Raw genomic sequence first — 25,952 nt, forward strand, 5'->3', positions numbered from 1 at the left:
CCTCCCCCCCTCCCTTCTCCCTTTCCGCCCCCCCCCCCCCCCCCCCCCCTCCCCCCCTCCCCCCCCCCCCCCCCCCCCCCCCCCCCCGCTCCTGGTGAAAGCACTGGTCAGGCAGGCTGGCCCAACAGCGGTGCCCGGGTGAGCCGCAGGGTGAGGGCGGGCAGCAGATCCGCCGCGCGGTGCGCCCGGTGGGCCGCGATCCCGGGTGGCGCCGGGGCCAGCGGCACCAGGAGGTCGTCCGCGCCCAGCGAGCCGTCGGCTGCCTCCGCCGCCGGGTTCTCGTGCAGCCACAGCGTGACCATGTACATCTCCGGGATCGACAGCAGCCTCGGCTGGTAGCCCACCGGCAGCGACTCCGCCTCGCGCAGGGCCAGTTCGGCCGACGCGACATACGGCCCCTCGGAGAAGTGCGAGAACGCCCAGCCGTCCGCGGTGAGTACGGCCTCGGCGGCGGCCACCGTACGGCCCTCGTCACGGATCATGAAGCGCCATCCGTGGAGCCGGGTCCGCGGTGACCCCGAGGGTACGTTGACGGCGTCCAAGACGTGTACGGGCAGCGGGAGTTCGGGATCGAAGGGGCCCGGAAGGGCGGCGAGCCCCGGGGTGCGGACCTCATGGACGGCGGTGGGGGAACCGAGGGCCGTGAGGACGCTGCGCAGGGCGGGCGCGGGAGCCGGGGGCACGAGCAGCGGCATGGTGGGTGGCCTCTCACTCAGGAGACACGGTGAAGCGGCAGCGGGCCGTTGTGCCGACAACGCTGTCGGTGTGCGGGGGTCATACGCGGGTCAGAGGGCGCCGGGACAAACTGTCCGGGCGTTATCTCTCCGCCTCGTTAACCGAGTTTATACGAACCATGTTCCCGGCATGTTTCCGCTAGCTGTGCGCGGTATTGCCGACAAGGGGTATTCAGGACCGCGCAGGCGTGGGGATTTTCCCCGATTCTGTGCCAGATGCATGGATATGACCTGGCTTTTTGTCGCCATCGCGGTAGGCTGGATCTCGCCGGTGCATTTCCCGGCCCTTTGCGCCGTGGTTGAGAGCGTACCGGTAGGGGGGTCCGCGCGGGGCGTTATCGATCACATTGGTGGGCATCATCGAGCGTGGTGTACGCGGCTGAAGCCGGTGATCCACACGAGGAAGGACGCTTCGATGGGGGAGAAGGTCGTAGCCGGTGAGTTCGACCCGTCCGGTCGGCAGCGGCAGCGCGGTCGGCTCCGGCAGTGCCTGGACGGGCTCGGCCGGCTCCTGGCGGAGAAGCGATTCGACCGCCCGCGGAATCTCATGGGGCTGGAGATCGAACTCAATCTCGCCGGTGCCGACGGGATGCCCAGGATGATGAACGCGGAGGTTCTGGAGCGCATCGCGAGCCATGATTTCCAGACGGAACTCGGGCAGTGCAATCTTGAAGTGAACATCGTGCCCCACCGTTTGCACGGCAGGGTTCTCGATCAGCTCTCGGAGGAGCTTCGAACCGGGTTGTCATATGCCGACCGCAAGGCGCGGGAAGTGTCCTCCGAGATCGTGATGATCGGAATTCTGCCCACCCTCGCCGCCCGGGACCTGGGATCGGCGAACCTGTCCTACGACGATCGCTACAAACTTCTCAACGAACAGATGCTGGCGGCCCGCGGCGAGGATTTCCTCATCGACATGGAGGGGCAGGAGCGCTTCACCTACGCCAGTGCCTCGATCGCCCCCGAGGCCGCTTGCACCTCGGTACAGCTCCATCTCCAGGTCACGCCCGGGCGGTTCGCGGCGGTGTGGAACGCGGCGCAGGCGGTGGCCGCGGTGCAGATCGCGGTGGGCGCCAACGCCCCGTTCGTCTTCGGGCGGGAGGTGTGGCGGGAGTCCAGGCCGCCGCTGTTCCTCCAGGCCACCGACGTCCGTCCACCGGAGTACGCCGCACAGGGCGTCCGGCCGCGCACCTGGTTCGGGGAGCGCTGGATCAGCGACGCCTATGAGCTGTTCGAGGAGAACCTGCGCTACTTCCCCCCGCTGCTGTCGACCGGTCAGGACGAGGACCCGCTCCGGGTGCTGGACGACGGCGGTGTGCCCGCCCTGCACGAACTGGTCCTGCACAACGGCACGATCTACCGCTGGAACCGGCCGGTCTACGACATCGCCGGCGGAGTGCCGCATCTGCGCGTGGAGAACCGGGTGCTGCCCGCGGGCCCCACCGTCACCGACGTCATCGCCAACGCGGCCTTCTACTACGGACTGGTGCGGGCGCTGGCCGAGGAACCCCGCCCGGTGTGGTCGCGATTGCCGTTCACCGCCGCCGCGAACAACTTCGACGCGGCCTGCCGCCACGGCATCGACGCGGTCCTCCAGTGGCCCAAGCCCGGCCGTTCGGCCGCCCTGGCCCGGACCCCCGCGGTCCGGCTGATACGTGAGGAGCTGCTGCCGCTGGCCGCGGCCGGACTGGACGGCTGGGGCGTCGAACCCGCCGACCGCGACCGCTATCTCGGGGTGATCGAGGAGCGCTGCAAACTGCGGACCAACGGCGCGTCCTGGCAGGCCGCGACCTATCACCGGGCGCTGGGCAGCGGACTGGGGCGGGAGGCGGCACTGGCCGCCATGACCCGCCGCTACTGCGCCCTGATGCGCACCGACGCACCGGTGCACACCTGGCCGACCGACCTGTCCGGCTGACGCCGGACAGGGGGTCGGGCCGGGCTCACTTCGACAGAGGCTGGGTGAAGCGGATCAGGTTGCCCGCGGGATCGCGGAACGCGCAGTCGCGCACGCCGTAGAACTGGTCCATGGGCTCCTGGAGCACCTCGCCGCCCGCGGCGCTGATGCGCTCGAAGGTGGCGTCGCAGTCGTCGGTGCCGAAGATGACGCCGCGCAGCAGGCCCTTGGCCATCAGCTCGGCCATGGCCTGCTTGTCGTCGGGCGAGGCGTTGGGGTCGGCCAGGGGCGGTTCCAGGACGATGTTCACGTCCGGCTGGGAAGGCGCCCCGACGGTCACCCAGCGCATCCCCTCGAAACCGACGTCGTTGCGGACCTCCAGGCCGAGTACGTCACGGTAGAAGGCGATCGCCTTGTCATGGTCGTCGACGGCGATGAAGCATTGGGACAGCGTGATGGTCATGCCGCTCACGCTACGGCTGAGCGGCGGGGCGCGCTTCTCCGTTCCTGACCGGTCTTGTGTGGATCTTGGCGATGCAGGCCGGGATCGCGGCGCCATGATCGTGACTGCGGGCCCGGTAGGCGCTCGGGCTCTCGCCGACCAGCTGGGTGAAACGCGAACTGAACGAGCCCAGCGAGGTACAGCCGACCGCGAAGCAGACCTCGGTCACGGTGAGGTCGCCGCGCCGCAGCAGCGCCTTGGCCCGCTCGACGCGGCGGGTCATCAGATAGCCGTAGGGCGTCTCGCCGAAGGCGGCGCGGAAGCTGCGGGAGAAGTGGCCCGGTGACATCAGGGCGCCGCGCGCCAGCGCCGGGACGTCGAGTGGCTCGGCGTAGTCGCGGTCCATCCGGTCCCGGGCCCGCCGCAGCCGGACGAGATCGTCGAGATCCTGCCTCTTCACCGGATCAGTTTCCCACAGCGCCCCGGGCCGGAAGCCATGAGCGGACCGGTCAGGAATGGAGAAGCACCGGTCACCGGCGCCTGCCTAGGCTGACGGCCCGTGCTGCGTCTCCGCCGGTGCCCTCCGGAGAAAGCCGGATCGAAGAGAACCAGAAATACTGCTCGAAGCCGGTCAGAGCGAGCCAGGCGCCGACACAGATGGAGATTCCATGAGCAAGGCCCAGCAGACGGATGCGCGGTCGCCTGCGCCGCACGCCGCCGACAGCCACGATCTGATCCGCGTCCACGGCGCGCGGGAGAACAACCTCAAGGACGTCAGTATCGAGATCCCCAAGCGCCGGCTCACCGTGTTCACCGGTGTCTCGGGCTCGGGCAAGAGCTCGCTGGTGTTCAACACGATCGCCGGGGAGTCGCAGCGGCTGATCAACGAGACCTACAGCGCCTTCGTACAGGGCTTCATGCCGACGCTGGCCCGGCCCGAGGTCGACGTCCTCGACGGGCTGACCACCGCCATCACCGTCGACCAGCAGCGGATGGGCGGTGACCCCCGCTCCACCGTCGGCACCGCCACCGACGCCAACGCGATGCTGCGCATCCTCTTCAGCAGACTCGGGAAGCCGCATATCGGCCCGCCCAGCGCGTACTCCTTCAACGTCGCCTCGGTGCGGGCGAGCGGCGCGATCACCGTCGAGCGCGGCGCCAAGAAGACGGTGAAGGCGACCTACCAGCGCACCGGCGGTATGTGTGTCCACTGCGAGGGCCGGGGAGCCGTCTCCGACATCGACCTCACCCAGCTCTACGACGACACCAAATCGCTCAGCGAGGGGGCGCTCACCATCCCCGGCTACACGGCGGGCGGCTGGAACCACCGGCTCTACGCCGAGTCGGGCCTGGTCGACCCGGACAAGCCGATCCGCGGGTACACCAAGAAGGAGCTGCAGGACTTCCTGCACCACGAGCCGACCCGGCGGAAGATCGCGGGGATCAACATGACCTACGAGGGTCTGATCCCGCGCATCCAGAAGTCGTTCCTGTCCAAGGACAAGGAGGCGATGCAGCCGCACATCCGGGCGTTCGTGGAGCGCGCGGTCACCTTCACCACCTGCCCCGAGTGTGAGGGCACCCGGCTCAGCGAAGGGGCCCGCTCCTCGAAGATCAAGCGGATCTCCATCGCGGACGCCTGCGTGATGGAGATCAGGGACCTCGCGGCATGGGTCGGCGGTCTCACCGAGCCGTCGGTGGCGCCGCTGCTCACCGCGTTGCGGCACACCCTCGACTCGTTCGTGGAGATCGGTCTGGGCTACCTCTCGCTGGACCGGGCGTCGGGCACGCTCTCGGGCGGCGAGGCGCAGCGGGTCAAGATGATCCGCCACCTCGGCTCCTCGCTCACCGATGTCACCTACGTCTTCGACGAGCCCACCACCGGTCTGCACCCCCATGACATCCAGCGGATGAACGACCTGCTGCTGCGGCTGCGGGACAAGGGCAACACGGTGCTCGTGGTGGAGCACAAGCCCGAGACGATCGCCATCGCCGACCACATCGTCGACCTCGGCCCCGGCGCCGGGGCGGCAGGCGGCACCGTCTGCTTCGAGGGGACCGTCGAGGGGCTGCGCGCCGGGGGCACCGTCACCGGCCGCCACTTCGACGACCGGGCCTCGCTCAAGGAGACCGTGCGCAAGCCCAGCGGCACGCTGGAGATCCGCGGCGCCACGGCGAACAACCTGCGCGAGGTCGATGTCGACATCCCGCTCGGCGTGCTGACCGTCGTCACCGGCGTGGCCGGTTCCGGGAAGAGCTCCCTCGTCCACGGCTCGATCCCCGCCGAGGGCGTGGTGTCGGTCGACCAGAGCCCGATCCGCGGTTCGCGGCGCAGCAACCCGGCGACGTACACCGGACTGCTCGAACCGATCCGCAAGGCGTTCGCCAAGGCGGGCGGTGTGAAGCCGGGGCTGTTCAGCGCCAACTCCGAGGGCGCCTGCCCCACCTGCAACGGCGCCGGGGTCATCTACACCGATCTGGCGATGATGGCCGGTATGGCCACCACCTGCGAGGACTGCGAGGGGAAGCGTTTCCAGCCGGCGGTCCTCGACCACCGGCTCGGCGGCCGGGACATCAGCGAGGTGCTCGCGATGTCGGTGACCGAGGCGGAGGAGTTCTTCCGGGCCGGGGAGGCGCGCGTCCCGGCCGCGCATCGCGTCCTGGAGCGGCTGGCCGATGTCGGGCTCGGCTACCTCACCATCGGCCAGCCGCTCACCACGCTGTCCGGCGGTGAGAGGCAACGGCTGAAGCTGGCCACGCACATGGCGGAGAAGGGCGGTGTCTACGTCCTCGACGAGCCGACCGCCGGTCTGCACCTCGCCGATGTCGAGCAGCTGCTCGGTCTGCTCGACCGGCTGGTGGACTCCGGCAAGTCGGTGATCGTCGTCGAGCACCACCAGGCGGTGATGGCGCACGCCGACTGGATCATCGACCTCGGCCCCGGTGCCGGTCATGACGGCGGTTCGGTCGTCTTCGAGGGCACCCCCGCCGACCTGGTCGCCGCCCGGTCGACCCTCACCGGTGAGCACCTCGCGGACTACGTCGGCGGCTGAGGCCCGGGCGCCGCGGGGGCGCCCGCTCCGCAACCTCCGGCCTCGCCGTACGTCCACCCCGGCGACCACGTATTGTCCGGTCGGGAAGGGCCGGTGAGGCCGGGGTGACCCTCAGCCGTCCAGGTGGCGGACGGCGCGGGCGCTCCGGAGGGAGTGGAGGCAGGAGTGCGGTCACAGGCGCGCGACGCGGAGCTGCCCGTGTACGAGGGCGGGCTCGCGCGGCGGACCCTGCGCAACGAGACGCTGCTGGTGCTCGCGCTGTCGCTGGGGGCGAGCGGACTGTCCGCGCTGATCGACTTCATCGGCTCGGTGACCAAGCCCGGCGGGCTGAAGGACCAGGCGGCCACGCTCAACGCCTCCGACGCGCCGGGGCGGCCCTGGCTGGACCTCGTCTGGCAGCTCTTCGGGATCTCGACCGCGCTGGTCCCGGTCGCGCTGGTGGCCCATCTGCTGCTGCGGGAGGGCGTGGGGCTGCGCACGATCGGCTTCGACCTGACCCGGCCGCGTTTCGACCTGGCATGGGGAGCCGTGGTCGCGGCCGGTATCGGCGGCTCCGGGCTGCTGCTCTACCTGGGCGCGCGGGCGGCCGGGGGCAATCTCACGGTGGTGCCCGAGGCGCTCCCCGACGTGTGGTGGAAGATCCCGGTCCTGATCGCCTCCGCGGTGCAGAACGCCGTGCTGGAGGAGGTGATCGTGGTCGGCTATCTGCTGCGCAGGCTCGGGCAGTTGGGGTGGACCCCGATGGCCGCGCTGCTGGCCAGTTCGGTGCTGCGCGGCTCCTACCACCTCTACCAGGGCATCGGCGGCTTCTTCGGCAATATGGCGATGGGCGTGATCTTCGTCCTGCTCTACCGCAGGTGGGGGCGGGTGGGACCGCTGGTGGCCGCCCACGCGCTGATCGACATCGTGGCGTTCGTCGGCTACGCCCTGCTGGAGGGCCGGGTGGACTGGCTGCCCACCGCCTGACCTGCGCCCGTGGGCACCGGCCGGGCGGCGGGCGGGGCCTCAGACCAGCAGCTCGCCGTCGAGCACCGTCACCGCGCCGCCGGTCAGCAGGGTGCGGTCACCGCGCAGCGCGGTGTGCACCAGCCCGGTGCGGGCGGATGCCTGGAGGCCGGTGAGCTCGGTGCGGCCGAACCGCGCGGACCAGAACGGCGCGAGCGCGGTGTGCGCGCTGCCCGTCACCGGGTCCTCGTCGATACCGACGGCCGGTGCGAAGACCCGGGAGACGAAGTCATAGCCGCGGGCCGGGTCCTCGGCCGCGGCGGTCACGATCACGGCCCGTCCGGTCAGCCGGGCGAGCGGCGCCAGATCGGGGGCCAGGGCGCGGACGGTCTTCTCGTCGGCCACCTCCACCAGGATGTCGCCGACATGCGGTCCGGTGTCCCGGGCGGTCAGGATCCGCGCCCCGAGCGCCTCGGTCAGGGTGTCCGGCACGCGCATTTCGGTCAGTTCGGCGGTCGGGAAGTCCAGGGTGATCGTGGCACCGTCCCCCGCGGTCGCGGACAGCACCCCGCTGAGGGTGGCGAACCGGACGGTGCCGGTCGCGGTACCCGTTGTGCGCAGGATGTGGGCGGTGGCGAGGGTGGCATGACCGCACATGCTGACCTCGGTGGTGGGTGTGAACCAGCGCAGCGCCCAGTCGGCCGCGGCCTCCTCCGGAAGGGGGTGGGCGAACGCGGTCTCGGACAGGTTGACCTCGTTGGCGATCCGCTGGAGCCGGGCGTCGTCCGGGAAGGCGCCGGTGTCGAGGAGGACGACTCCCGCGGGGTTCCCGGCGAAGGGGCGGTCGGTGAACGCGTCGACGATTCGTATCCGCATGGCTCGACCGTAGGCAGGTTCCGGCGATGTCGACCATGGCCAATAGGCGCGGCGTGGCCTGGGCGGGTGATATCGGTGCCTTGCCATGCGATCGGTTCCGATATATCGTCGAAGCATCGTGATGGATCGACGATGAAAGGAGCGTCACGATGCGTACCCAAGGACACCGGCAAGGACAGTGCGGACCCGGCCACCGGGGCCGCGGCGACGGCGAGGGGCGGCGCGCGGCCTTCGGCCCGTTCGGGCCGCCCTTCGGCGGCCCTCCGTTCGGGGGCCGTGGACGGGGCGGACCCGGCGGCAGGGGCCCGCGGGGCCGGGCGCGGCGCGGCGATGTGCGTGCCTCGATCCTCGCCCTGCTGAAGGATCGCCCGATGCACGGTTACGAGATGATCCAGGAGATCGCCGAGCGCAGCGGAGGCGCGTGGAAGCCGAGCCCCGGCTCGGTCTATCCGACCCTCCAGCTGCTCGAGGACGAGGGGCTCATCAGCAGTGAGAGCGAGGGCGGCAAGAAGTTGTTCGCGCTCACCGAGGAGGGCCGCGCCGAGGCCGGTGCCGGAGCGCAGGCCCCCTGGGAGGAGGCCGGTCGCGGCGTCGACTGGGAGGCGATGCAGGAGATCCGGCAGGCCGGGTTCGGGCTGATGGAGGCGTTCGGGCAGGTCTGGAAGACCGGTACGCCCGAGCAGCGCAAGAAGGCCGTCGCCATCATCAACGAGTCGCGCAAGCGGATGTATCTGATCCTCGCCGAACAGGACGACGAGGGCGGCGAGGACGATGACCGCGCCGCGAGCGGTGAGAGCTGATGCCGTAGGGGGATACGGGGGCCGGGGCCGAGGGGCTTCGGCCCCCGCCGGCCGTCCGTGGCCGGGGCTCTCGGACGACCGGGCGGCCGGGGCCTTCAGGTGACCAGGGTGCCCAGCCGGCGCAGGGACTCCTCGAGTGCGGCGGTCGCCGACTCCGTGAGCTTCGCGGCCATCAGGGACACCGCGCCCCCGGTGAACTGCCCGTCGATGCGCATCGTCGTGGCGTCGCCGTCCGGGGTGAGCGTGTAGCGCATCTGGAGGTTCACCCCCATCGGACCCTTGCCCCGGGTGGCCAGCACCCGCGTCGGTTCGCAATGCTCCACGGTCCAGCTCACCTCGGCGGGAAAGCCCATGAGCTTCATGTTCTCCGAGTACGTGGTCGCCACGTCGAGGCGCTCGGGACCGCCCTGCGGAAAGCCGGTGTGGGTGGCGTTCCACCGCGCGTGCGTGGAGAAGTCCGTCAGGGTGGCCCAGATCCGCTCGGCCGGTGCCTCGATACGTGTCTGCGCGCTGACCTCGGCCATGGGGCGATCCCTTCGGTGCGCGGTAGCGGCCGCTACGCCGGGCGCCGCGGCTCGGGTGCCCCGGCGGCATCGCGCACCGTAGCCCCGGGGGCCTCAACCCTCAAGCCTGATGGAGTGTCAGATCCGGACGTCCCGGCGAGGGCCGGGCGCCGCCGCGGGGACAGCCGCCGACGGGCGGGCGGACGCTCCAGCAGCCGGTCCACATGCTCCCGGCGCAGCCCGCGCCCCGGTTCGACCGGCAGCAGCAGCCGGTCCCGGCGCCAGCGGGAACGCCGTACCAGCCGGTCCGGCATGACGTCGTCCACCCAGGCGAAGGGGCGGCCCGCCGCGAACCGCAGGATCGGCGCCCACTTCCGGCCGGTCAGCAGCTCGAGGACGGGCAGCTTGGGGTCGCCGGGCTGGTCCCGGTAGCCGCTGAACTCCACGACCGGCAGCACCGGCAGTTCCAGGAGTGGCGCGATATGGCGGTTGGCCTCGTGCTCCCAGGTCGTCGCCCACACCAGGTCATAGCGTTCCGACAGCTCGCGCAGCCAGTCGGCGTGGGTCGCCGAGAGCAGGACGGTGAAGTCGAGGATGTCGTACCCGGTGAAGCCCTCGGCGGGCAGCACCGGGTTGAGCACCCCGTCGATGTCCAGGAACAGCAGCGGCCGGTCGGTCATCGGACTCCTTCACTGCGGCGCCGGGTGGCGGAAAGGCGCGGTTGCTTCTCAGGGACGTCCGGTGGCCGGGCGGCGGTTGCAGTGCCGCGCACGCCGTCCTCTCCGAACCCCTCCTCCCCGAGGAGGAGATCCGGTCATCGGTGCCCAACTACGGAGGGATGCGCACATGCTTCCCGACGAGGATGCTCCGACCCCTCGGGGACTGATGGGGTGAGAGGGTGCGAAGTCCTACCGTTTCCAGCGGCGCGGCCGCCGCCGGGATCGAGGACCGGCTCGGCGGCCGTCTGACCGCCGTGGTCGCCGGTGCCCGCAGACGGGCGTTCCGCGACGGCGACCGGCACATCGACACCGCCCATCTGCTGCACTCCCTGGTCGAGTCCGACCCGCGGGTACATGACGCGTTCGCGGGGGGACCGCCGCAGGTGGTGCGGCTGCTCGGCTATCTGGTGCAGCGCACCATCGGCTACGGCCTGCGGTGGAGCCGCACGGTCGAGGAACCGGGCACCGGTCCGGTGGCGGCCGCGGCGGAGCGCGACGGCGACGAGGCGTCCGCGGCGCCGGGCCGGTCCGCCCCTCGCTGGTCACCGTCCGCGGCGGTCGCGCTGGAGGCGGCGGTCCGGCGGGCGGCCGCCCGCGGTGCGGTGTACGCCGACGGCCCCGACCTCTTCGCGGCGCTCCTGCGTGACCCCGACTGCCGGGCGGTGGAGGTGCTGCGCCGATCGGGGGTGGAGGTGGAACTCCTGGTCATGGCCGTGGAGGGGAGCATCTGCCAGCAGTCAACGGGATGACGGTCCTGACCGGAGCTGACATGATGTCCCGGTGCACGTATCGCAAGGTCGGAGTGGGAATCAGGAACGGAACACGGCGCTGTGGCTCGCCCTGGCGTCGGCTCTCGCGTTCGGCGGGTCGGGGGTGACCGCCAAGCCGCTGATCGAGGCGGGGCTCGAACCGCTCCAGGTCACCTGGCTGCGGGTGATGGGCGCCGCCCTGGTGATGCTGCCCCTGGCCTGGCAGCACCGCCGACTGCTCACCCGGCGCCCGGGCCTGCTGTTCGGCTTCGGCCTGCTGGCCGTCGCGGGGGTGCAGGCGTGTTTCTTCGCCGCGCTCTCGCGCATCCCCGTCGGCGTCGCCCTGCTCGTGGAGTACCTCGCGCCCGCCCTGGTGCTGGGGTGGGTCCGGTTCGTCCAGCGCCGACCGGTCAGCCGTGCCGCGGCGGTCGGTGTGGTGCTGGCCGTGGGCGGACTGGCGTGTGTGGTGGAGGTGTGGGCCGGGCTCAGCTTCGACGCCGTCGGACTGCTGCTCGCCCTCGGCGCGGCCTGCTGCCAGGTCGGCTACTTCGTCCTCTCCGACCACGGAAGTGACGGTCAGGACCCGGCCGATCCTCTCGGCGTCATCGCCTACGGGCTCCTCATCGGCGCCGCGATGCTGACCGTCGTGGGCCGGCCCTGGCAGATGGACTGGTCGGTGCTGACCGGCCGGGCCGATCTGGGCGGCGCCCGGGTGCCCGCGATCCTGCTGCTGGCGTGGATCGTGCTGGTCGCCACGGTCGTCGCCTACCTCACCGGCGTCCTGTCGGTGCGGCGGCTCTCGCCGCAGGTGGCCGGGGTGGTCGCCTGTCTGGAGGCGGTCATCGCGACCGTGCTCGCCTGGGTGCTGCTGGACGAACACCTGGGGGCCGTCCAGGTCGTGGGCGGTGCGGTGGTGCTGGCGGGCGCGCTGATCGCGCAGACCTCGGCGCCGAAGGCGGCGCCCCCCGGACCGGTGGCGACATCCGGCCCCCTACCGGAAGACGCCGTCCGGCGCGTTCCGACGGAGGACCCGACGGGGCGCTGACGGTCCGCCGTGTGCCGGGCGCATAGGTGCGCCCCGGGCAAGGCGTCCGCGAGGCCTGCCCGCGGGCCGGGTGGCCACGGGTGGGCCCGCCTGTCGGGGTGTGTGTGAGGTCTGCCCGCGTGGGGGCGTCCACGAGGCACGCTCCGGGCCGGGCGTGTGAGATGTGCCCGCGGGCCGGGCATCCGCGAGGTGCGCTCCCACGGGCCGTTCGCGAGCCGGGCGGCTACGGCGTTCGCTCGTGTGTCGGCGTCGACCAGGTGCGCCCGCGTGGCCGGGCGTCGTCGGGCGTCTCCGCGGTTCGCCCGCGGACCGGCGTCCGTGGGGTCGGCCCGCGAGTCGGCCGGGCCGAGGATCACGAGCTTCGCCCGTGCTGTCGGGCGTCTGCGAGGTCTGTCCTGTGCGGGCTGGGCCCACGCGGTCCCGCCCTGGGGCGCGCGTCCACGGGATGCGCCCGCACGCTCCCGGCCGGGCGTCCCCGCGGTTCGCCCGCGGATGTGGCGTCCGCCATGTGGCCTGGTCCGGACTGGTGTCCGGGGTATGGGTTAGCATCCCGGCATGCGACTCACCGTGCTGCCCCCTCCCGCCGTCTGACGCGGGCTGCCGCCGCCGTGGAGCCGGGACCGGGGAACGATCCCCGGCCGACCGGCCCGTTCCGGCGTGCGATGCCACCGAGGGTTCCGGCAGACGACGGCCGCGCCCGCTGACGGCCGCTTCCGGTCCGGCGGAGCGCATCCCACCGATCGATCCTGCCGGTTCACCACCGGACCCCGCGATGACGCCCGGACCGTCCCGGGCGCGTCCCGGCCGCCCGCATACGGAATGACGCGATCCGATTCATGTCTTCCGCGGGAGAACTCCTCGTGCTGCACACCCTTTCGCCGTCCCCTGTCCTGCCCGTGGGCCGGGGGCTGTTCTACGTCATCGTCGCCGCCACCGCCTGGGGCACCGCCGGCGCCGCCGCCGCGCTGCTCTACGGCGCCAGCGGGCTCGGGCCGCTCGCGCTGACCTTCTGGCGGGCGCTGGGCGGGTGCGTCCTGCTGCTGGCCGTCCGCGCGTCGCGGACGCGCCGCCGCGCTGGGCGGGCCGACTCCCCGCGCCCGGCCGAGGCGCCACGGCGCCGGGCGGTGCGGATCCTGGTCACCGGGGTCGGGCTGACGGTCTTCCAAGGCGCCTACTTCGCCGCGGTCGAGGCGACCGGACTCGCGGTCGCGACCGTGGTGACCCTCGGTGCCGCACCGGTGATGGTGGCGCTGGCCGGGCGGGTGACCATGGGCGAACGCCTGGGCACCGGCGGTGCGCTGGCCGTCGCGGGCGGGCTCGGCGGGCTGCTGGTGCTGGTGCTCGGCGGTGACGGAGCGGGGACCGTACGGCCCGCGGGGGTCGGCCTGGCCCTGCTGTCCGCCGCCGGTTACTCCCTCACCACCCTCTATGCCCGCCACCTCGGCAGCCGCGGTGCGGCGGCCGACCCGTACCGCACCACCCTGGAGTCGTTCGCCGTCTGCGCGGTGCTGCTGCTGCCGTTCGCCGCCGCGGAGGGGCTGTGGCCGGATACGCAGGACCTGGTCCGCACGCTCGCGCTGATGGTCTATATCGCCGCGGTGCCCACCGCCCTCGCGTACGGGCTGTACTTCGCGGGGCTCGCCGTACTCCGAGCCACCACGGTCACGGTGATCACGCTCATCGAACCGGTGACGGCCGCGGTCATCGCCGTGGTGCTGCTGGGGGAGCGGTTGACCGCCGCGACCGTGGCCGGTACGGCGGTCCTGCTCGGCGCCGTCGCCGTGCTGGCCGTCACCGAGGCGCGCACCGGCGCCCCGGCGGGCTGACGCGCCGGGGCGCCCGGTACGGCCGGGCGCTACCCGCCCCGGCGCGCGGGGGCCATGGTCACCGCGCGCCGGAGGTGGTGCTCCCGTACTGTCGTGTCACCGGGGGCGTCACGCTCGGCGAGCCCGGCCGCGGTGCGTCGGCGCGCCGACTCCGGTTTGTGGCTGCCGTACTTGAACTTGGCCCGGACCTCGGACACCACCAGCCGCAGTCCCCGGATGCCCGGCAGCAGCCGCCCGTACGGGGCCTCGCCGGGGGCGACCGGGCCGTGGTCGCCCGCCGGATGGAAGTGTCCGAGCTGGGCGCGCAGCAGGGCCGCCTTCTCCTCCGGGTCGTCCACGATCTCCGCGGTGCAGCGCAGTTGGACCGCGGCGTAGAAGCTGGTGGGGGTTCCGTGTTCGGGTGGCACCCCGTCAGGCGCCTGCCACGCGGCGGGGATGAAGGCGTAGTCGTCGACCACGCTCAGCAGCACCGACGGGTTCGCCTCCAGGGCGGACCACAGCGGATTGGCGCGTGCGAGATGGGTGGCCACCTCGCCGCGCTCCGCGTCGTAGGCGAAGTGCAGTGGCTGCGCGAACGGGGGTTCACCGGGCGGGCCGTTGACCACGAGCTGGCCGAAGTCGTGGCCGGCCAGCCACTCCTGCCACTCGGCGTCGTCGTTCGGGGCGTCCCAGGGGTGGATCAGCATGCGCCGGACTCCTTACCGGCGGTCAGTGCCGGGTGAGGTAGTCGGGCAGCGGAGTGCCCGGCGCGAGGTCGTCGGCGGGCACCGGTGTGCCGTAGCCGCTGGTGACCGGCAGTACCCCGCTCCAGTAGGGGAGCGCCAGGTCCTCGGCGTCATCACTGGGTCCGCCGGTGCGGATCTTGGCGGAGACCTCGGTGAGATCGAGCCGCAGCACGGCGGTGGCGGCCAGCTCCTTGGCGTTCGCACGGCGGGAGTCGGCGGCACGGCCGGGCAGTACGTGGTCCACCAGCGCGTCGAGGGCGGCGGCGCGGTCCTCGGGGTCGAGGACCGGGCGGGCGGTGCCGTGCACCACCACCGAGCGGTAGTTGATCGAGTGGTGGAACGCCGAGCGGGCCAGCACCAGACCGTCCACATGGGTCACGGTCAGACACACCGCCAGCCCCGGCTCCCCGTCGTCCGGCCGCTCCGCCGCGCTCCGCAGCGGACGGGAGCCGGTCGAACCGTGGACGTAGAGGCTCTCGCCGACCCGTCCGTAGAGGGTCGGCAGCACGACGGGCGCGCCGTCGCGTATGAAGCCCAGATGGCAGACGGAGCCCGCGTCGAGGATGGCGTGCACCACCTCGCGGTCGTACGAGGCGCGCTCGCGGGCGCGGGTCGGCACGGTCCGGTCGGTGGTCGCGTAGGCGTCCGGCGCGGTGGGCGCGGTCATTTGCGTCCTCCATTGCACTAGTGCAAAATACGGTTTGTGCTAGGAGAATATCCGATCGAAGGTCGGCGCGCAGCTGAGATCGCGGCCAGTGTGGAGCGCGCGGTCGGCACCGGTGCGCTGGGACCCGGGCAACTCCTCCCTCCGCTGAGGCAGTTGGCCGAACAGCTCGGGGTCAATCCCAATACCGTCGCGGCCGCCTACCGCGTCCTGCGGGAACGGGGGGTGATCGAGACGGCGGGCCGCCGGGGGAGCCGGGTGCGCCCGCGCCCCGCCAGCACGCCCCGTGAGTGGATCCGGGTCGACGCGGCGGGCGCCCGTGACCTGGCCACGGGCAACCCCGACCCCGCCCTGCTGCCCCCGCTCGGCGAGGCCCTCGCGGCGGCCGCCGCGAGCGCGGCGAAGCGTCCGACGCTCTACGGCGCGCCGGAGGTCGCACCGGAACTCGCCGAACGGGCCCGTGCCGCGCTCGACGCCGACGGTGTGCCGGGCGGACCCGTCGCCGTCACCTCCGGTTCGCTCGACGCCATCGAGCGGGTGCTCACGGCCCATCTCCGGCCCGGTGACGCGGTCGCGGTCGAGGATCCGGGCTGGGGCAGTCTGCTCGACATCATCCCGGCGCTGGGGCTGCGTGCCGTGCCCGTCGGGGTCGACGACGACGGACCGCGGCCCGAGGAGGTCGAACGGGTGCTGCGCCAGGGCGCGCGGGCGCTCGTGGTCACCGACCGGGCGCAGAATCCGACCGGTGCGGCGATCGGCGCCGTGCGCGCCCGTGAGCTGCGCAAGGTTCTCGCCGGGCATCCCCGGGTGCTGCTGATCGAGGACGACCACGGCCACGGCATCGTGGACCTGCCACTGCATCCGCTCGCGGGCGGCACCGACCACTGGGTGCTGGTCCGCTCCACCGCCAAGGCGTACGGACCCGATCTGCGGCTCGCCGTGCTGACCGGCGACGACGTCACGCTGGACCGGGTGCGCGGGCGGCAGCGGCTCGGCCCGGGGTGGGTCAGCCATCTGCTCCAGGAGACGGTGCTCGGGCTGTGGCGCGGGGACGCGGTGGACCCCAGAGCGGTCGCGGCGTCGTACGGCGAGCGGCGCGGGGCGCTGGTGCGCGCGCTGCGGGAGCGGGGGATCGCCGCGCACGGCCGCAGCGGGATGAACGTATGGGTGCCGGTGGCCGACGAGACGGGCGCGGTGGCCCGGCTGCTCCAGGCGGGCTGGGCGGTCGCGCCCGGTGCGCGCTTCCGGGTGGCGTCACCACAGGGGGTGCGGCTGACGGTCTCGCCGCTGGCCCCGGAGGACATCGGTCCCGTCGCGGACGCGGTGGCGGCGGCGACGGGACCGGCCCCGGCGGGCCGCTATGACTGAGCGGGCGGCGCGGGCCGCGGCCGGGCGGCCGCGGCCGTCACCCCTTGATGGTGTCCCGGCCCCTCATGATGGCCCGGCGCTCCCGGCGCGGCCCGCGCCCCCCGCTCTGGGTCAGTGCCGCGCCGACGAGCACCACCAGCGCTCCCACCGGCGTGTTCCAGCTGAGGTGTTCGCCGAGGATCGCCACACCGGCGGCAGTGGCGATCACCGGGACGAAGTACGTCACCATCATGGCCGTCGTCGGGCCGACCTCCTCCACCAGGCCGTACTGGATCAGGAACGCCACACCGGTGCCCAGGGCGCCGAGGGCGAGCACCGACAGCAGCGGCAGCGCGGGGAACGAGTGGGGCGTCCTCGCGAACACCGGTGCGACCACGGCGAGCTGGATGGTGCCCAGCAGCAGCTGGGTGCCGGACATCGACAGGTGCGAGGCGCCCGTACCGACCAGGGTGCGGCGGACGTGACTCCAGCCCACCGCGTAGCTCGCCGAGGCGACGAGGGCCAGCACGGTGCCGAGCGGGTCCTGCCCGGAGAAGCCCTGCCAGGCGCCGAGTACGATCAACACGCCGATGAAACCGACTCCGAGGCCCGCGACCCGCTGCCGGGTCGGCCGGTCGTCGGAGACCACGACCACCGCGAGCAGCATGGCCCACAGCGGCGATGCCGCGTTGCAGATGCCCGCCAGGGTCGAGGGGATGGTCAGCTCGGCGTAGGCGAACAGCGAGAACGGAAGGGCGTTGAGAAGGAAGGCGGAGACCGCCAGATGCCCCCACACCCGCCCGCCGCGCGGCAGCCGCTCCCGCTTCACCGCCAGGACCGCGAACAGCACCGCCGTGCCGAACAGCATCCGCCCCAGCGTGACGTAGAGCGGTGCGAACGCCTCGTTGCCGACCTTGATGAACAGGAAGCTGAAACCCCAGATCAGCGAGAGCACCCCGAACCGGATCCGCCAGTCGAGCAGCGGGCGGCGCGGGGCGGGTGAGGCGGGGGAGAGGTCCGGGGCCACCGGGGCGGGAGCGGTCGTCGGGGCGGGAGCTGTGGTCATGGCAACACCTTGAGGGACCCGAACCTCTTAGAACAAGTGAGATTTTGTGCCCGGCGTCGCGTAGCATTGCTTACATGTTGAACCTGGATCGCCTACGGACCCTCCACGCCGTGGCCCGCCACGGCTCCGTGAGCGGCGCGGCCGAAGGGCTGCACGTCACCACCTCCGCCGTCTCCCAGCAGCTGTCGAAGCTGGAGCGGGAGACCGGTCAGCAGCTCCTCGCCAAGAACGGCCGCGGAGTGCGTCTGACCGACGCCGGAAGACTCCTCTCCGACCACGCGGCGCGCATCCTCTCCCAGGTGGAGCTGGCCCAGTCCGATCTGGAGGCCCAGCGCGGACACGCGGTGGGCGAGCTGCTGCTCGGCGCCTTCCCGACGGCGGTGCGCGGTCTGTTCCCCGAGGCGCTGGCCCGGATGCGCACCGAGCACCCCCAGCTGCGCGCCCGGCTCCAGGAGATGGAGCCGGACGAGTCGGTGCCCGCGGTGGTGCGCGGGGACATCGACGTCGCGGTGGTCCTGGACTGGTACAACAAGCCGTTGCCGGTGCCCGACGGGCTGGTCAAGGCGCCGCTGATGGACGACCCGGTGGATGTGGCGATGCCCGCGGACCACCCCTTCGCCGACCGGCTCTCGGTCGAGCCCGAGGACTTCGTCGAGGACGAGTGGATCTCCTGGCCGCAGGGCGGGTTCTGCTACGACTGGCTGATGGTGACCCTGCGCAGCAAGGGCATCGAGCCCCGGGTCCGGCACACCGCCCGGGAGCACCACACCCAGCTGGCGCTGATCGCCGCCGGGCTCGGGGTCGCCGTGGTGCCCCGGCTGGGCCGTGGCCCGGTGCCGCCGGGAGTGCGGATGGTCCCGGTCAGCCCACCCACGATGCTGCGCCACATCTACGCGATCTGGCGGGCCGACGCCGACCGCAGGCCCTCCATCCGCGCGGCCGTCGAGGTGCTGCGCTCGGTGGGGGAGGAGATCGGCGACTGACCGCTCGGCGGGGCGGGCCCGGCCCGTCCGGGCCCGTCGACCGGCCGCTCAGCCCGCGCGCACCGGCCGGTCGCCGGGGAGCTTGCGGAAGTCCCAGGACACGACCGTCTCCGGGACCAGCCGCAGCCATGCGTGGCGCCCGTCGTACGGCATGGTGTCCAGACCGAAGTACTTCGCGGCGAACAGCCGCTCCGGCGCGTCGAGTTCAGGACACGGCACGCCGGAGCGCGGGGCCTCGCCGACGGCCACCGCCTCCCCGGACAGCTCCGCGCCGCGCAGCTCCCCGTAGTCGTGTCCGTCGTCGACGACCACGGCGATCCGCGGATCGCGGCGCGCCTGGGCCCAGCGGCGGCTGCGGGTGAGGGAGTACAGCCACAGCGCGGTGCCGTCCCAGCCGAACCACAGCGCGCTCACATGCGGCCGCCCGTCCGCGCCCACCGTCGCCACCCGGCACACCCGCTGCTCGGTGAGGAAGGCGTCCAGCTCGTCCCGGGTCATCATGATGCGGCGGCCCCGCCGCTGGGTGACGGCCATCCGTTCCGGCACCTCCCTGGCTGATGTGGTGCGGCACAGGATGGAGGCTCTTCCTTCCATACGCAAGGGCCGCTAGCCTCCCGCGCCGTGACCCCACCCCCATCCGAACCACCCCGAAAAGCAGCCGGGTTGGCCGGCCTCCTGGCACCCGGGCACTGCGCCCTGCTGACCGTCGAGTGCCAGCGCGGAGTCGTGGGCCCGGACAGCGCGCTGCCCGAACTGGCCGCCGCGGCGCGGCAGTCCGGGGCGCTCGGGGGTGTCGCCCGGCTGGTCTCGGCCGCCCACGACACGGGTGTACAGGTGCTGCACGCGGTGGCCGAGCGGCGCGCCGACGGACGCGGCGCCAGCCGTAACGCCCGGCTGTTCCGGGCCGCCGAGCGGCTGCCGGTCCAGCAGCTCGCAGGGAGCGAGGCGGTCCGTGTCGCCGAGCCCATCCCGGTCGCTGACCAGGACCTGGTGGTGCGACGACTGCACGGGCTGTCGCCGATCGCCGGGACCGAAGTGGACGCGCTGCTGCGCAACCTGGGCTGCCGCACCCTGGTCATCTGCGGGGTGTCGGCCAACGTGGCCATCCCCAACACCGTCTTCGACGCCGTCAACCTGGGCTACGCGGTGGTGGTGCCCGAAGACGCGATCGCCGGGGTGCCCGCCTCGTACACCCCGGCGATGGTCCGCAACACCCTCTCCCTCGTGGCCGCCGTCACCACGACCGACGAGGTGATCTCCGGCTGGAGCGGATGAGCCCGTCCGGCGGACGGGCTCAGGCCATCCAGATGGAGCTTCCCTGCACCTTGATCTGCGCCCCGGGCAGTGCCTTGGTGGCGGGCCCGCCCTTGACGCTGCCGTCGGTGATGTCGAACTTGCTCTGGTGGCAGGGGCAGTTGATGGTTCCGCCGGTCACATCGCCGACCGAGCAGCCCGCATGGGTGCAGACCGACGAGAACGCCTTGAACTCACCGGCCTTCGGCTGCGTCACCACGACCTTGTGGTCCTTGAAGACCATGCCTCCGCCCTCGGGGATCTGGGACGTCTTGGCCAGCTCCGTCCCGTCGCCCCCACCCCCGGCGCCGCCCGTCCCACCGCTGTCACCGGCGTCGGACCGGCCGCCCTGCGACGGCTGTCCGTCGCCCGCGTCCTGCGCACTGCCCCCGCCCTGCTGGTCCGACCCGCCGTCGTCGCTGCCACAGGCGGTGAGCGCCGCGGCGAGTCCGGCGGCTCCCGCGGCCGAGACGACGGCGCGACGGGTGGAGCCCCGCCCGGTGATGGCCGGCTGCGTCATGGTGGTGCCTCCTGTCAGGGGGACGATTGGCCCTTCCATACGGAACGGGCGGTCCCCTTGTTCAGTCGGCGAGTTCGGCCGGCCGGTTCAGCCGGTCCGTCGAGCGGGAGCCGTGTCGCGCTCCGGCACGGCCGGGCCGGGCTCACCGGCCAGCGCCTCCCGGAGGAAGTCCAGCTGGAAGCGGAGGAGGTGCTCGGTGACCGCCTCGTCCGTCGGCACATGGCCCGCCCCGGGCAGTGGCAGCACCCGGTGCGGACGTCCGGCGGCGAGGAGTTCCGCGGAGAACCGCAGCATATGGGCGGGGGCCACGTTGTCGTCCGCGAGTCCGTGGATCAGCAGCAGTGGCCGGCGCAGTTTGTGGGCGTGGCCGAGCAGGGAGTTGCGCGTGTAGTTCGCCGGTTCCTCGTCCGGGTGGCCCAGGAACCGCTCCTCCCAGTGGGTGTCGTACAGCCGCCGGTCGGTCGGCGCGGCACCCGCGACCGCGGCGTGCACGACATCGGGATGGTGCAGCACCGCCGCCGCGGCCAGCGCGCCGCTGAACGACCAGCCACGCATCGCGACACGCCCGAGGTCCAGATCGGGGCAGTGCCGGGCGGCCTCGCGCAGCGCGTCGAACTGGTCCTGGAGCACCGGGCCGAACCGGTCGCCACGGATCGCCTTCTCCCAGGCCGGACCGCGCCCCGGTGTGCCCCGGCCGTCGGTGACCAGCACCGCGAAGCCCTGTTCTGCGAACCACTGCGACATACACGCCCACCAGGCACGGGCGCGCACCACCTTCTGGAATCCCGCCCCGGCGTACGGATCGAGCAGCACCGGCAGCTTCCGCGTGCCCGGTTCGTACCAGGACGGCAGATACAGCGCGGCGCGCAGGGCGCGCTCACCGAGCCGCAGATGCCGCGGCGCGACCGCGAGCCCCGGATCCTCGGCGAGCGAGCCGATCCGGCCGGCCGGCGCGCCGTCCCGCAGCACGGTCACCGAGCCGCCGCCGGGGGTGAGGCTCGCCAGCACCGTGGTCGGTCCGCCGATCGCGCCGTGGTGCATCCCGGGTTCCGCACTGATCCGCAGGAAGCCGTCGGCGGGGTCGTGGACCCACAGATGACACTCGGTCGGCTCCTCGCACGCGGTGAACAGCACCCGCTCCCCGTCCACCCCGAGCACCTCGTGGACCTGGAGCCCCGAGGGGGACAGCGCCTCACCGATCCGCAGCCCGCGCGTGTCGTCCCGTTCCACCACCCCGACCGACACGCCGGAGGCGGTACGGGCCGGGGTGCCGGGCACCAGCTGCACCCATGCCGGATCGCGTCGCTCGTCCAGCGGCCGGGTCGCCCCGGTGACGGGGTCCACCGCCAGGGTGCGCACCGTGCGCTGGTCCCGGCTCTGCACGGTGATCATCGGCCCCTGTGCGTCCCAGCGGGCGTCCACGACGTACTCGAAGGCCGCGCGGTCCCAGTCGACCTCGGCCCGCCGTCCGCCGACGGTCACCAGATGCAGCGTCACCTCCGCGTTGGCGGTGCCCGCCGCCGGATAGCGCAGCGCACGCGGCTTCCGGGACGGATCCGAGGGGTCGGTGAGGTAGCGGACGGCCACCGCCCTCGGATCGGTCCGTGCGACGAGCAGGGCGTCGCCGTCCGGTGCCCACCAGTGGCCGCGCAGCCGTCCGATGGACTCGGCGGAGACATGGTCGGACAGCCCATAGGTCACCTCGGGCTCCTCCGGTACGGCCAGCGGCCGGTCCCCGGTCCCGTCGAGGCCGACCACATGCAGCGCACCGCCCGTCACATAGGCGATCAGCCGTCCGTCGGGGGAGGGGCGCGGGTCGGTCACCGGACCGGCCGCCGTGACCGGGAACGGCGCGCCGCCGTCGGTGCGCACCGCCCACAGCGCCCCGCCCAGCGCGAACACCGCGACCCGCAGCTCCCGGTCGGCCGCGTAGCCGATCACGCCCTCGGAGTGCTCCCGGGTCCGCTCCCGCCGCGCCCGTTCGGCCGCCGGGACCGTACCGCCGCCCGCCAGCCGCCGCGGATCCGCCAGCAGCCGCTCGCCCCCGTCCGGGCCCGTGTCGTAACCCCACAGCAGACTCACCGGATCGGTACCGCCGCCGGTGCGGACGAACAGCACGCGCTCCCCGTCCGGCGAGACGCCGAAGTGCCGTGGCACACCGAGCGCGAAGCGGCGGGTGCGGGCCAGCCGGCGCGGGAAGTCACGCACCGCGGAGGAGACGGAAGGGGCAGGGGAGGCAGCCATGCGGGGGACTATGCCATGCCGGAAAACGCGTCGCGCGCCTACGCTGGACACCCCAGGGGGGTGCAGCCTGTGGAGGTCGTGATGCGCCCCGTGTGGTCAGGTGCCGTGTCGTTCGGGCTCGTCACGATTCCCATCAAGGTGTTGCCCGCCACCGAGGACCACTCGGTGTCCTTCCGGCAGATCCACACCACCGACGGCGGCCGGATCCGGTACCGCAAGGTCTGCGAGCTGGACGAGAAGGTCCTGGAACAGGACGAGATCGGCCGGGCCTACGAGGAGAGCAAGGACCACCTCGTGCCGATCGCGGACGAGGAGCTGGACCAGCTGCCGCTGCCGACCGCGAAGGCGATCGACGTCCAGGCCTTCGTCCCCGCGGAGACACTGGATCCGATCCGCTTCGGACGCCCCTACTACCTCCAGGGTGACGGGGCCGTCGCGGCCAAGCCGTACACCCTGCTGCGGGAGGCCCTGGAGCGCAGCGCCAACGTGGCCATCGCGAAGTTCGCCTGGCACGGCCGTGAGCGGCTCGGCGCGCTGCGGGTGCTGGGCGACGCCATCGTGCTCCAGGCGCTGCACTGGCCGGATGAGATCCGCTCCAGCCAGGGTCTCGCGCCGACGGGTGTGGAGCTCACCGACTCCGAGGTCGACGAGGCCATCACCCTGATGGACGCCATCGGGGGAGCCGACGTCAGCCAGTACCGCGACCAGTACCGGGAAGCCGTCGAGGCCGTGGTCCAGGCGAAGGCGGCCGGTGTGGAGCCCCCGGAGACGGAGGCACCGGCCAGGGCCGAGGGGAAGGTCGTGGATCTCATGGCCGCCCTGAAGGACAGCGTGCGCGAGGCCAGGAAGGCGCGCGGCGAGGCCCCGGACGGGACCGCGGGCGAGGGCGAGGTGCATGAGATGCCGTCGAAGCCGTCGAAGAAGAAGGCGGCGGGCAAGAAGACCGCCGCGAAGACCGCCGCGAAGACCGCCAAGAAGGCCCCGGCGAAGAAGACGGCCAGGAAGCGGACCGCGTCCTGACGGCGGACGGCGGGCGGTGGGTGCTCATCCGGCGGTGGGGCGCGGCCAGGCGGCCTCGCGCAGCAGACGCAGGCCGTTGAGGCCGACGACGACGGTCGAGCCCTCGTGTCCGGCGACGCCGAGGGGCAGCGGGAGGGTGCCGGCCAGGTCCCAGACCACCAGGGCGGTGATGAACACGCCCGCGACGGCCAGGTTCTGGACGACCAGGCGCCGGGCGGTCCGGGAGAGCGACACGACGGCGGGGACGGTGGCCAGTTCGTCGCGGACGACGACGGCGTCGGCGGTCTCCAGGGCGAGGTCGGAGCCGCCCCGGCCCATGGCGATACCGCAGTGGGCGGCGGCCAGCGCCGGGGCGTCGTTGACACCGTCCCCGACGACCAGCACCCGGCGCCCCGCGGCCGCCCACTCCTGGACGGCCGCCGCCTTGTCCTGCGGCAGCAGTCCGGCCCGGACCTCGGTGATGCCGACCTCGGTGGCCAACTGCCGGGCGGCGCGCTCGTTGTCGCCGGTCACCAGCACCGGGGCGCGGCCGGTCAGACGGGTGAGCGCGGCGACGGTCGCGGCGGCCTCCGGCCGCAGCCGGTCGGCGATCCCCAGCACACCCACGGGGAGGCCGTCGCGCAGCACCGCCACCGCGGTCCGCCCGGCCTCCTCCAGTTCCCGTACCACCGCTTCCGGGGCGCCGTCGGGGAGGAGGCGGGCGGGGGAACCGACCTGGACCCCGTGGCCGTCGACGGTGGCGCTGACGCCCCGGCCGGGGGCCGAGGTGAAGCCGTCGGCGTCCGACAGGCGCAGCCCCCGTTCGCGGGCGGCGTCGACGACGGCACGGGCCAGGGGGTGTTCGCTGGGGTGCTCGGCCGAGGCGGCCAGGGCCAGCACGGCGGTCTCGTCCAGTCGGCCGCCGGGCAGTGGGCGGACGTCGGTGACGCGGGGCGTGCCCTCGGTCAGGGTGCCGGTCTTGTCGAGGGCGACGGTGTCGATCTGGCCCAGGCGTTCCATGGCGACGGCGGACTTGGTGAGTACGCCGTGGCGCCCGGCGTTGGCGATCGCGGACAGCAGCGGCGGCATGGTGGAGAGCACCACCGCGCACGGTGAGGCGACGATCATGAACGTCATCGCCCGCAGCAGGGACGGCTGGAGCGCGGAGCCGAGGGCGAGGGGGAGAGCGAAGACGGCGAGGGTCGCGATGACCATGCCGATCGAGTACCGCTGTTCGACCTTCTCGATGAACAGCTGGGTGGGGGCCTTGGTCTCGGAGGCCTCCTCGACCATCTTCACGATCCGGGCGATCACCGAGTCGGAGGGGTCGCGTCCGACGCGTACCCGCAGGGCGCCGGTTCCGTTGACGGTGGCGGCGAACACCTCGTCCCCCGCCTGTTTGGCCACCGGCAGGGGTTCACCGGTGATGGTGGCCTGGTCGACCTCGCCGGTCCCGCCGACCACCGTGCCGTCGGCGCCGATCCGCTCGCCGGGGCGGACCAGGATGGTGTCCCCGACGGCGAGCCGTTCCGCGTCGATGGTCTCCTCGGTGCCGTCGGGCAGCAGCCGGGTCGCGGTGGCGGGGGCGAGGTCGAGCAGACCGCGTACGGAGTCCGCGGTCCGCGCGGTCGCCACCGCCTCCAGGGCACCGGAGGTGGCGAAGATGACGATCAGCAGTGCGCCGTCGAGGACCTGGCCGATCGCGGCGGCGCCGAGCGCCGCGACGACCATCAGCAGGTCCACGTCCAGCGTCCGGTCCCGGAGCGCCTTCAGCCCCTCCCACCCCGGCTCCCAGCCGCCGGTGACGTAGGTGGCGGCGAACAGCGTCCCCCACAGCCATCCCGGCGCCCCGAACGCGTGGAGCGGGAGGGCGAGCAGGAACAGCGCCAGCGCGGCGAGCGCCCACCGGGCCTCCGGCAGCGCCAGGAGGCGCGTACGACGGCGCGGCGTGACGGCTCTCGCACCGCCGACGGGTGGCGCGGCCTGCTGGTCCAGGACGGAAGACATGACGGAGCAACCCTTCGCGGGGCGGACGGGGCGACGGCGTCCACCGTACAGGAACATCTGAACAGGTCTTCAGTTGTCGTCGGTATCATGACCGCATGGGCCATGGACGCGACGCCACCAGCAGTGCCACCACCCGCGAACGCCTGGACGCGGTGGGCACCGCCGATGTCGCCGCCACCCTCCAGGCCCTGGCCACCCCCTCCCGGCTGCGCATCCTGGCCCGGCTCCAGGAGGGCCCCTGCGCGGTGGGCGACCTCGCGGACGCCGTCGGGATGGAAGCCTCGGCCTGCTCCCACCAGTTGCGCCTGCTGCGCAACCTCGGTCTGGTCACCGGTGAGCGGCACGGGCGCTCGATCGTCTACGCCCTCTACGACGACCATGTCGCCGAACTCCTCGACCAGGCCCTCTACCACGTCGAACATCTGCGCCTCGGTGTGCGCGACATGCCGGGGGAGCGACTCCGCCCCGATTCCGCGTAGTCGTCCGCGCGCGAGTGCCCGGGAAGGGCGGCGTGA

General features: G+C 72.9%; 25 protein-coding genes. 12 read left to right on the forward strand and 13 right to left on the reverse strand.

Translation table 11 applies throughout. The features are described 5' to 3' along the window. Positions 1–107: 107 nt before the first annotated feature. Entirely contained in the window at positions 108–695 is a 588-nt protein-coding gene (locus AC07FT_RS09075; RefSeq protein ID WP_479175244.1) for a hypothetical protein, read from the reverse strand. A 454-nt stretch (positions 696–1,149) separates the two neighbouring features. Between AC07FT_RS09075 and AC07FT_RS09080 the strand changes: the two genes are divergently transcribed. Then, the gene (locus AC07FT_RS09080) at positions 1,150–2,652 is read left to right on the forward strand and encodes a glutamate-cysteine ligase family protein (protein WP_471196009.1); all 1,503 of its coding nucleotides are present in this window, start codon (positions 1,150–1,152) and stop codon (positions 2,650–2,652) included. Between the two features lie 25 nt (positions 2,653–2,677). Here the strand turns inward: AC07FT_RS09080 and AC07FT_RS09085 are convergent, their stop codons facing one another. Together AC07FT_RS09085 and AC07FT_RS09090 are read right to left on the reverse strand one after the other, a co-directional pair. Next, on the reverse strand, positions 2,678–3,094 hold the full coding sequence (locus tag AC07FT_RS09085; protein ID WP_479175246.1) for a VOC family protein: 417 nt from the start codon (positions 3,092–3,094) through the stop codon (positions 2,678–2,680). A gap of 10 nt (positions 3,095–3,104) precedes the next feature. Then, the gene (locus AC07FT_RS09090) at positions 3,105–3,533 is read right to left on the reverse strand and encodes a helix-turn-helix transcriptional regulator (protein WP_254752399.1); all 429 of its coding nucleotides are present in this window, start codon (positions 3,531–3,533) and stop codon (positions 3,105–3,107) included. Positions 3,534–3,741: 208 nt separating this feature from the next. On the opposite strand from AC07FT_RS09090, the gene AC07FT_RS09095 reads away from it, so the two are divergent. Together AC07FT_RS09095 and AC07FT_RS09100 are read left to right on the forward strand one after the other, a co-directional pair. Continuing rightward, the gene (locus tag AC07FT_RS09095) at positions 3,742–6,126 is read left to right on the forward strand and encodes an ATP-binding cassette domain-containing protein (RefSeq protein ID WP_479175248.1); all 2,385 of its coding nucleotides are present in this window, start codon (positions 3,742–3,744) and stop codon (positions 6,124–6,126) included. Between the two features lie 165 nt (positions 6,127–6,291). Continuing rightward, positions 6,292–7,092, forward strand: coding sequence for a CPBP family intramembrane glutamic endopeptidase (locus tag AC07FT_RS09100; protein WP_254752403.1), 801 nt, complete (start codon positions 6,292–6,294; stop codon positions 7,090–7,092). A gap of 39 nt (positions 7,093–7,131) precedes the next feature. Here AC07FT_RS09100 and AC07FT_RS09105 read toward each other — a convergent pair whose 3' ends face one another. Further along, complete coding sequence (locus AC07FT_RS09105; RefSeq protein ID WP_479175250.1) at positions 7,132–7,947, reverse strand: PhzF family phenazine biosynthesis protein; 816 nt, start codon at positions 7,945–7,947, stop codon at positions 7,132–7,134. 149 nt (positions 7,948–8,096) lie between these two features. Between AC07FT_RS09105 and AC07FT_RS09110 the strand changes: the two genes are divergently transcribed. Further along, positions 8,097–8,747 carry a PadR family transcriptional regulator gene (locus tag AC07FT_RS09110; protein WP_471196022.1) on the forward strand — a complete coding sequence of 217 codons (651 nt, stop codon included), beginning with the start codon at positions 8,097–8,099 and terminating at the stop codon, positions 8,745–8,747. Positions 8,748–8,842: 95 nt separating this feature from the next. Here AC07FT_RS09110 and AC07FT_RS09115 read toward each other — a convergent pair whose 3' ends face one another. Both AC07FT_RS09115 and AC07FT_RS09120 read right to left on the reverse strand, forming a co-directional pair. After that, complete coding sequence (locus tag AC07FT_RS09115) at positions 8,843–9,271, reverse strand: type II toxin-antitoxin system Rv0910 family toxin (protein WP_479175252.1); 429 nt, start codon at positions 9,269–9,271, stop codon at positions 8,843–8,845. 32 nt (positions 9,272–9,303) lie between these two features. Then, on the reverse strand, positions 9,304–9,930 hold the full coding sequence (locus AC07FT_RS09120) for an HAD domain-containing protein (RefSeq protein WP_479175253.1): 627 nt from the start codon (positions 9,928–9,930) through the stop codon (positions 9,304–9,306). Between the two features lie 218 nt (positions 9,931–10,148). Between AC07FT_RS09120 and AC07FT_RS09125 the strand changes: the two genes are divergently transcribed. The 3 genes from AC07FT_RS09125 (at position 10,149) to AC07FT_RS09135 (ending at position 13,589) form a co-directional block, all read left to right on the forward strand. Next, positions 10,149–10,718: a Clp protease N-terminal domain-containing protein gene (locus AC07FT_RS09125; RefSeq protein ID WP_479175255.1), complete on the forward strand. Its 570-nt coding sequence runs from the start codon at positions 10,149–10,151 to the stop codon at positions 10,716–10,718. Positions 10,719–10,749: 31 nt separating this feature from the next. Beyond that, positions 10,750–11,763 (forward strand): EamA family transporter, encoded by a 1,014-nt coding sequence (locus AC07FT_RS09130; protein ID WP_479175257.1) that lies wholly within the window; start codon positions 10,750–10,752, stop codon positions 11,761–11,763. Between the two features lie 836 nt (positions 11,764–12,599). Beyond that, positions 12,600–13,589, forward strand: a complete 990-nt coding sequence (locus AC07FT_RS09135; protein WP_479175258.1) for a DMT family transporter — start codon at positions 12,600–12,602, stop codon at positions 13,587–13,589. Between the two features lie 29 nt (positions 13,590–13,618). Here AC07FT_RS09135 and AC07FT_RS09140 read toward each other — a convergent pair whose 3' ends face one another. Next, positions 13,619–14,275, reverse strand: a complete 657-nt coding sequence (locus AC07FT_RS09140) for an FMN-binding negative transcriptional regulator (protein WP_479175260.1) — start codon at positions 14,273–14,275, stop codon at positions 13,619–13,621. 22 nt (positions 14,276–14,297) lie between these two features. After that, positions 14,298–14,981, reverse strand: coding sequence for a pyridoxamine 5'-phosphate oxidase family protein (locus AC07FT_RS09145; RefSeq protein WP_479175262.1), 684 nt, complete (start codon positions 14,979–14,981; stop codon positions 14,298–14,300). Positions 14,982–15,017: 36 nt separating this feature from the next. Here AC07FT_RS09145 and AC07FT_RS09150 point away from each other — a divergent pair, with 36 nt between their 5' ends. Beyond that, positions 15,018–16,346 (forward strand): aminotransferase class I/II-fold pyridoxal phosphate-dependent enzyme, encoded by a 1,329-nt coding sequence (locus AC07FT_RS09150; protein WP_479175263.1) that lies wholly within the window; start codon positions 15,018–15,020, stop codon positions 16,344–16,346. Between the two features lie 37 nt (positions 16,347–16,383). On the opposite strand, the gene AC07FT_RS09155 is transcribed toward AC07FT_RS09150, so the two are convergent. After that, positions 16,384–17,391: a DMT family transporter gene (locus AC07FT_RS09155; protein WP_479175265.1), complete on the reverse strand. Its 1,008-nt coding sequence runs from the start codon at positions 17,389–17,391 to the stop codon at positions 16,384–16,386. Between the two features lie 74 nt (positions 17,392–17,465). Here AC07FT_RS09155 and AC07FT_RS09160 point away from each other — a divergent pair, with 74 nt between their 5' ends. Next, positions 17,466–18,374: a LysR family transcriptional regulator gene (locus AC07FT_RS09160; protein ID WP_471196052.1), complete on the forward strand. Its 909-nt coding sequence runs from the start codon at positions 17,466–17,468 to the stop codon at positions 18,372–18,374. 48 nt (positions 18,375–18,422) lie between these two features. On the opposite strand, the gene AC07FT_RS09165 is transcribed toward AC07FT_RS09160, so the two are convergent. Further along, complete coding sequence (locus tag AC07FT_RS09165) at positions 18,423–18,908, reverse strand: pyridoxamine 5'-phosphate oxidase family protein (protein WP_479175267.1); 486 nt, start codon at positions 18,906–18,908, stop codon at positions 18,423–18,425. Positions 18,909–19,037: 129 nt separating this feature from the next. On the opposite strand from AC07FT_RS09165, the gene AC07FT_RS09170 reads away from it, so the two are divergent. Then, positions 19,038–19,649 carry a cysteine hydrolase family protein gene (locus AC07FT_RS09170; RefSeq protein WP_479175268.1) on the forward strand — a complete coding sequence of 204 codons (612 nt, stop codon included), beginning with the start codon at positions 19,038–19,040 and terminating at the stop codon, positions 19,647–19,649. A gap of 19 nt (positions 19,650–19,668) precedes the next feature. Here the strand turns inward: AC07FT_RS09170 and AC07FT_RS09175 are convergent, their stop codons facing one another. Both AC07FT_RS09175 and AC07FT_RS09180 read right to left on the reverse strand, forming a co-directional pair. Further along, positions 19,669–20,187: a Rieske (2Fe-2S) protein gene (locus tag AC07FT_RS09175; protein ID WP_479175270.1), complete on the reverse strand. Its 519-nt coding sequence runs from the start codon at positions 20,185–20,187 to the stop codon at positions 19,669–19,671. An 87-nt stretch (positions 20,188–20,274) separates the two neighbouring features. Further along, positions 20,275–22,431, reverse strand: coding sequence for a S9 family peptidase (locus AC07FT_RS09180; protein ID WP_479175272.1), 2,157 nt, complete (start codon positions 22,429–22,431; stop codon positions 20,275–20,277). Between the two features lie 81 nt (positions 22,432–22,512). On the opposite strand from AC07FT_RS09180, the gene ku reads away from it, so the two are divergent. Continuing rightward, positions 22,513–23,451 (forward strand): non-homologous end joining protein Ku, encoded by a 939-nt coding sequence (ku, locus tag AC07FT_RS09185; protein ID WP_479175273.1) that lies wholly within the window; start codon positions 22,513–22,515, stop codon positions 23,449–23,451. 24 nt (positions 23,452–23,475) lie between these two features. On the opposite strand, the gene AC07FT_RS09190 is transcribed toward ku, so the two are convergent. Continuing rightward, positions 23,476–25,437: a heavy metal translocating P-type ATPase gene (locus AC07FT_RS09190; RefSeq protein WP_479175275.1), complete on the reverse strand. Its 1,962-nt coding sequence runs from the start codon at positions 25,435–25,437 to the stop codon at positions 23,476–23,478. A 95-nt stretch (positions 25,438–25,532) separates the two neighbouring features. Between AC07FT_RS09190 and AC07FT_RS09195 the strand changes: the two genes are divergently transcribed. Continuing rightward, positions 25,533–25,916 carry an ArsR/SmtB family transcription factor gene (locus tag AC07FT_RS09195; protein ID WP_479175276.1) on the forward strand — a complete coding sequence of 128 codons (384 nt, stop codon included), beginning with the start codon at positions 25,533–25,535 and terminating at the stop codon, positions 25,914–25,916. The last annotated feature ends 36 nt before the right edge of the window (positions 25,917–25,952 follow it).

The organism is Streptomyces sp. NPDC045899 (assembly GCF_056431485.1).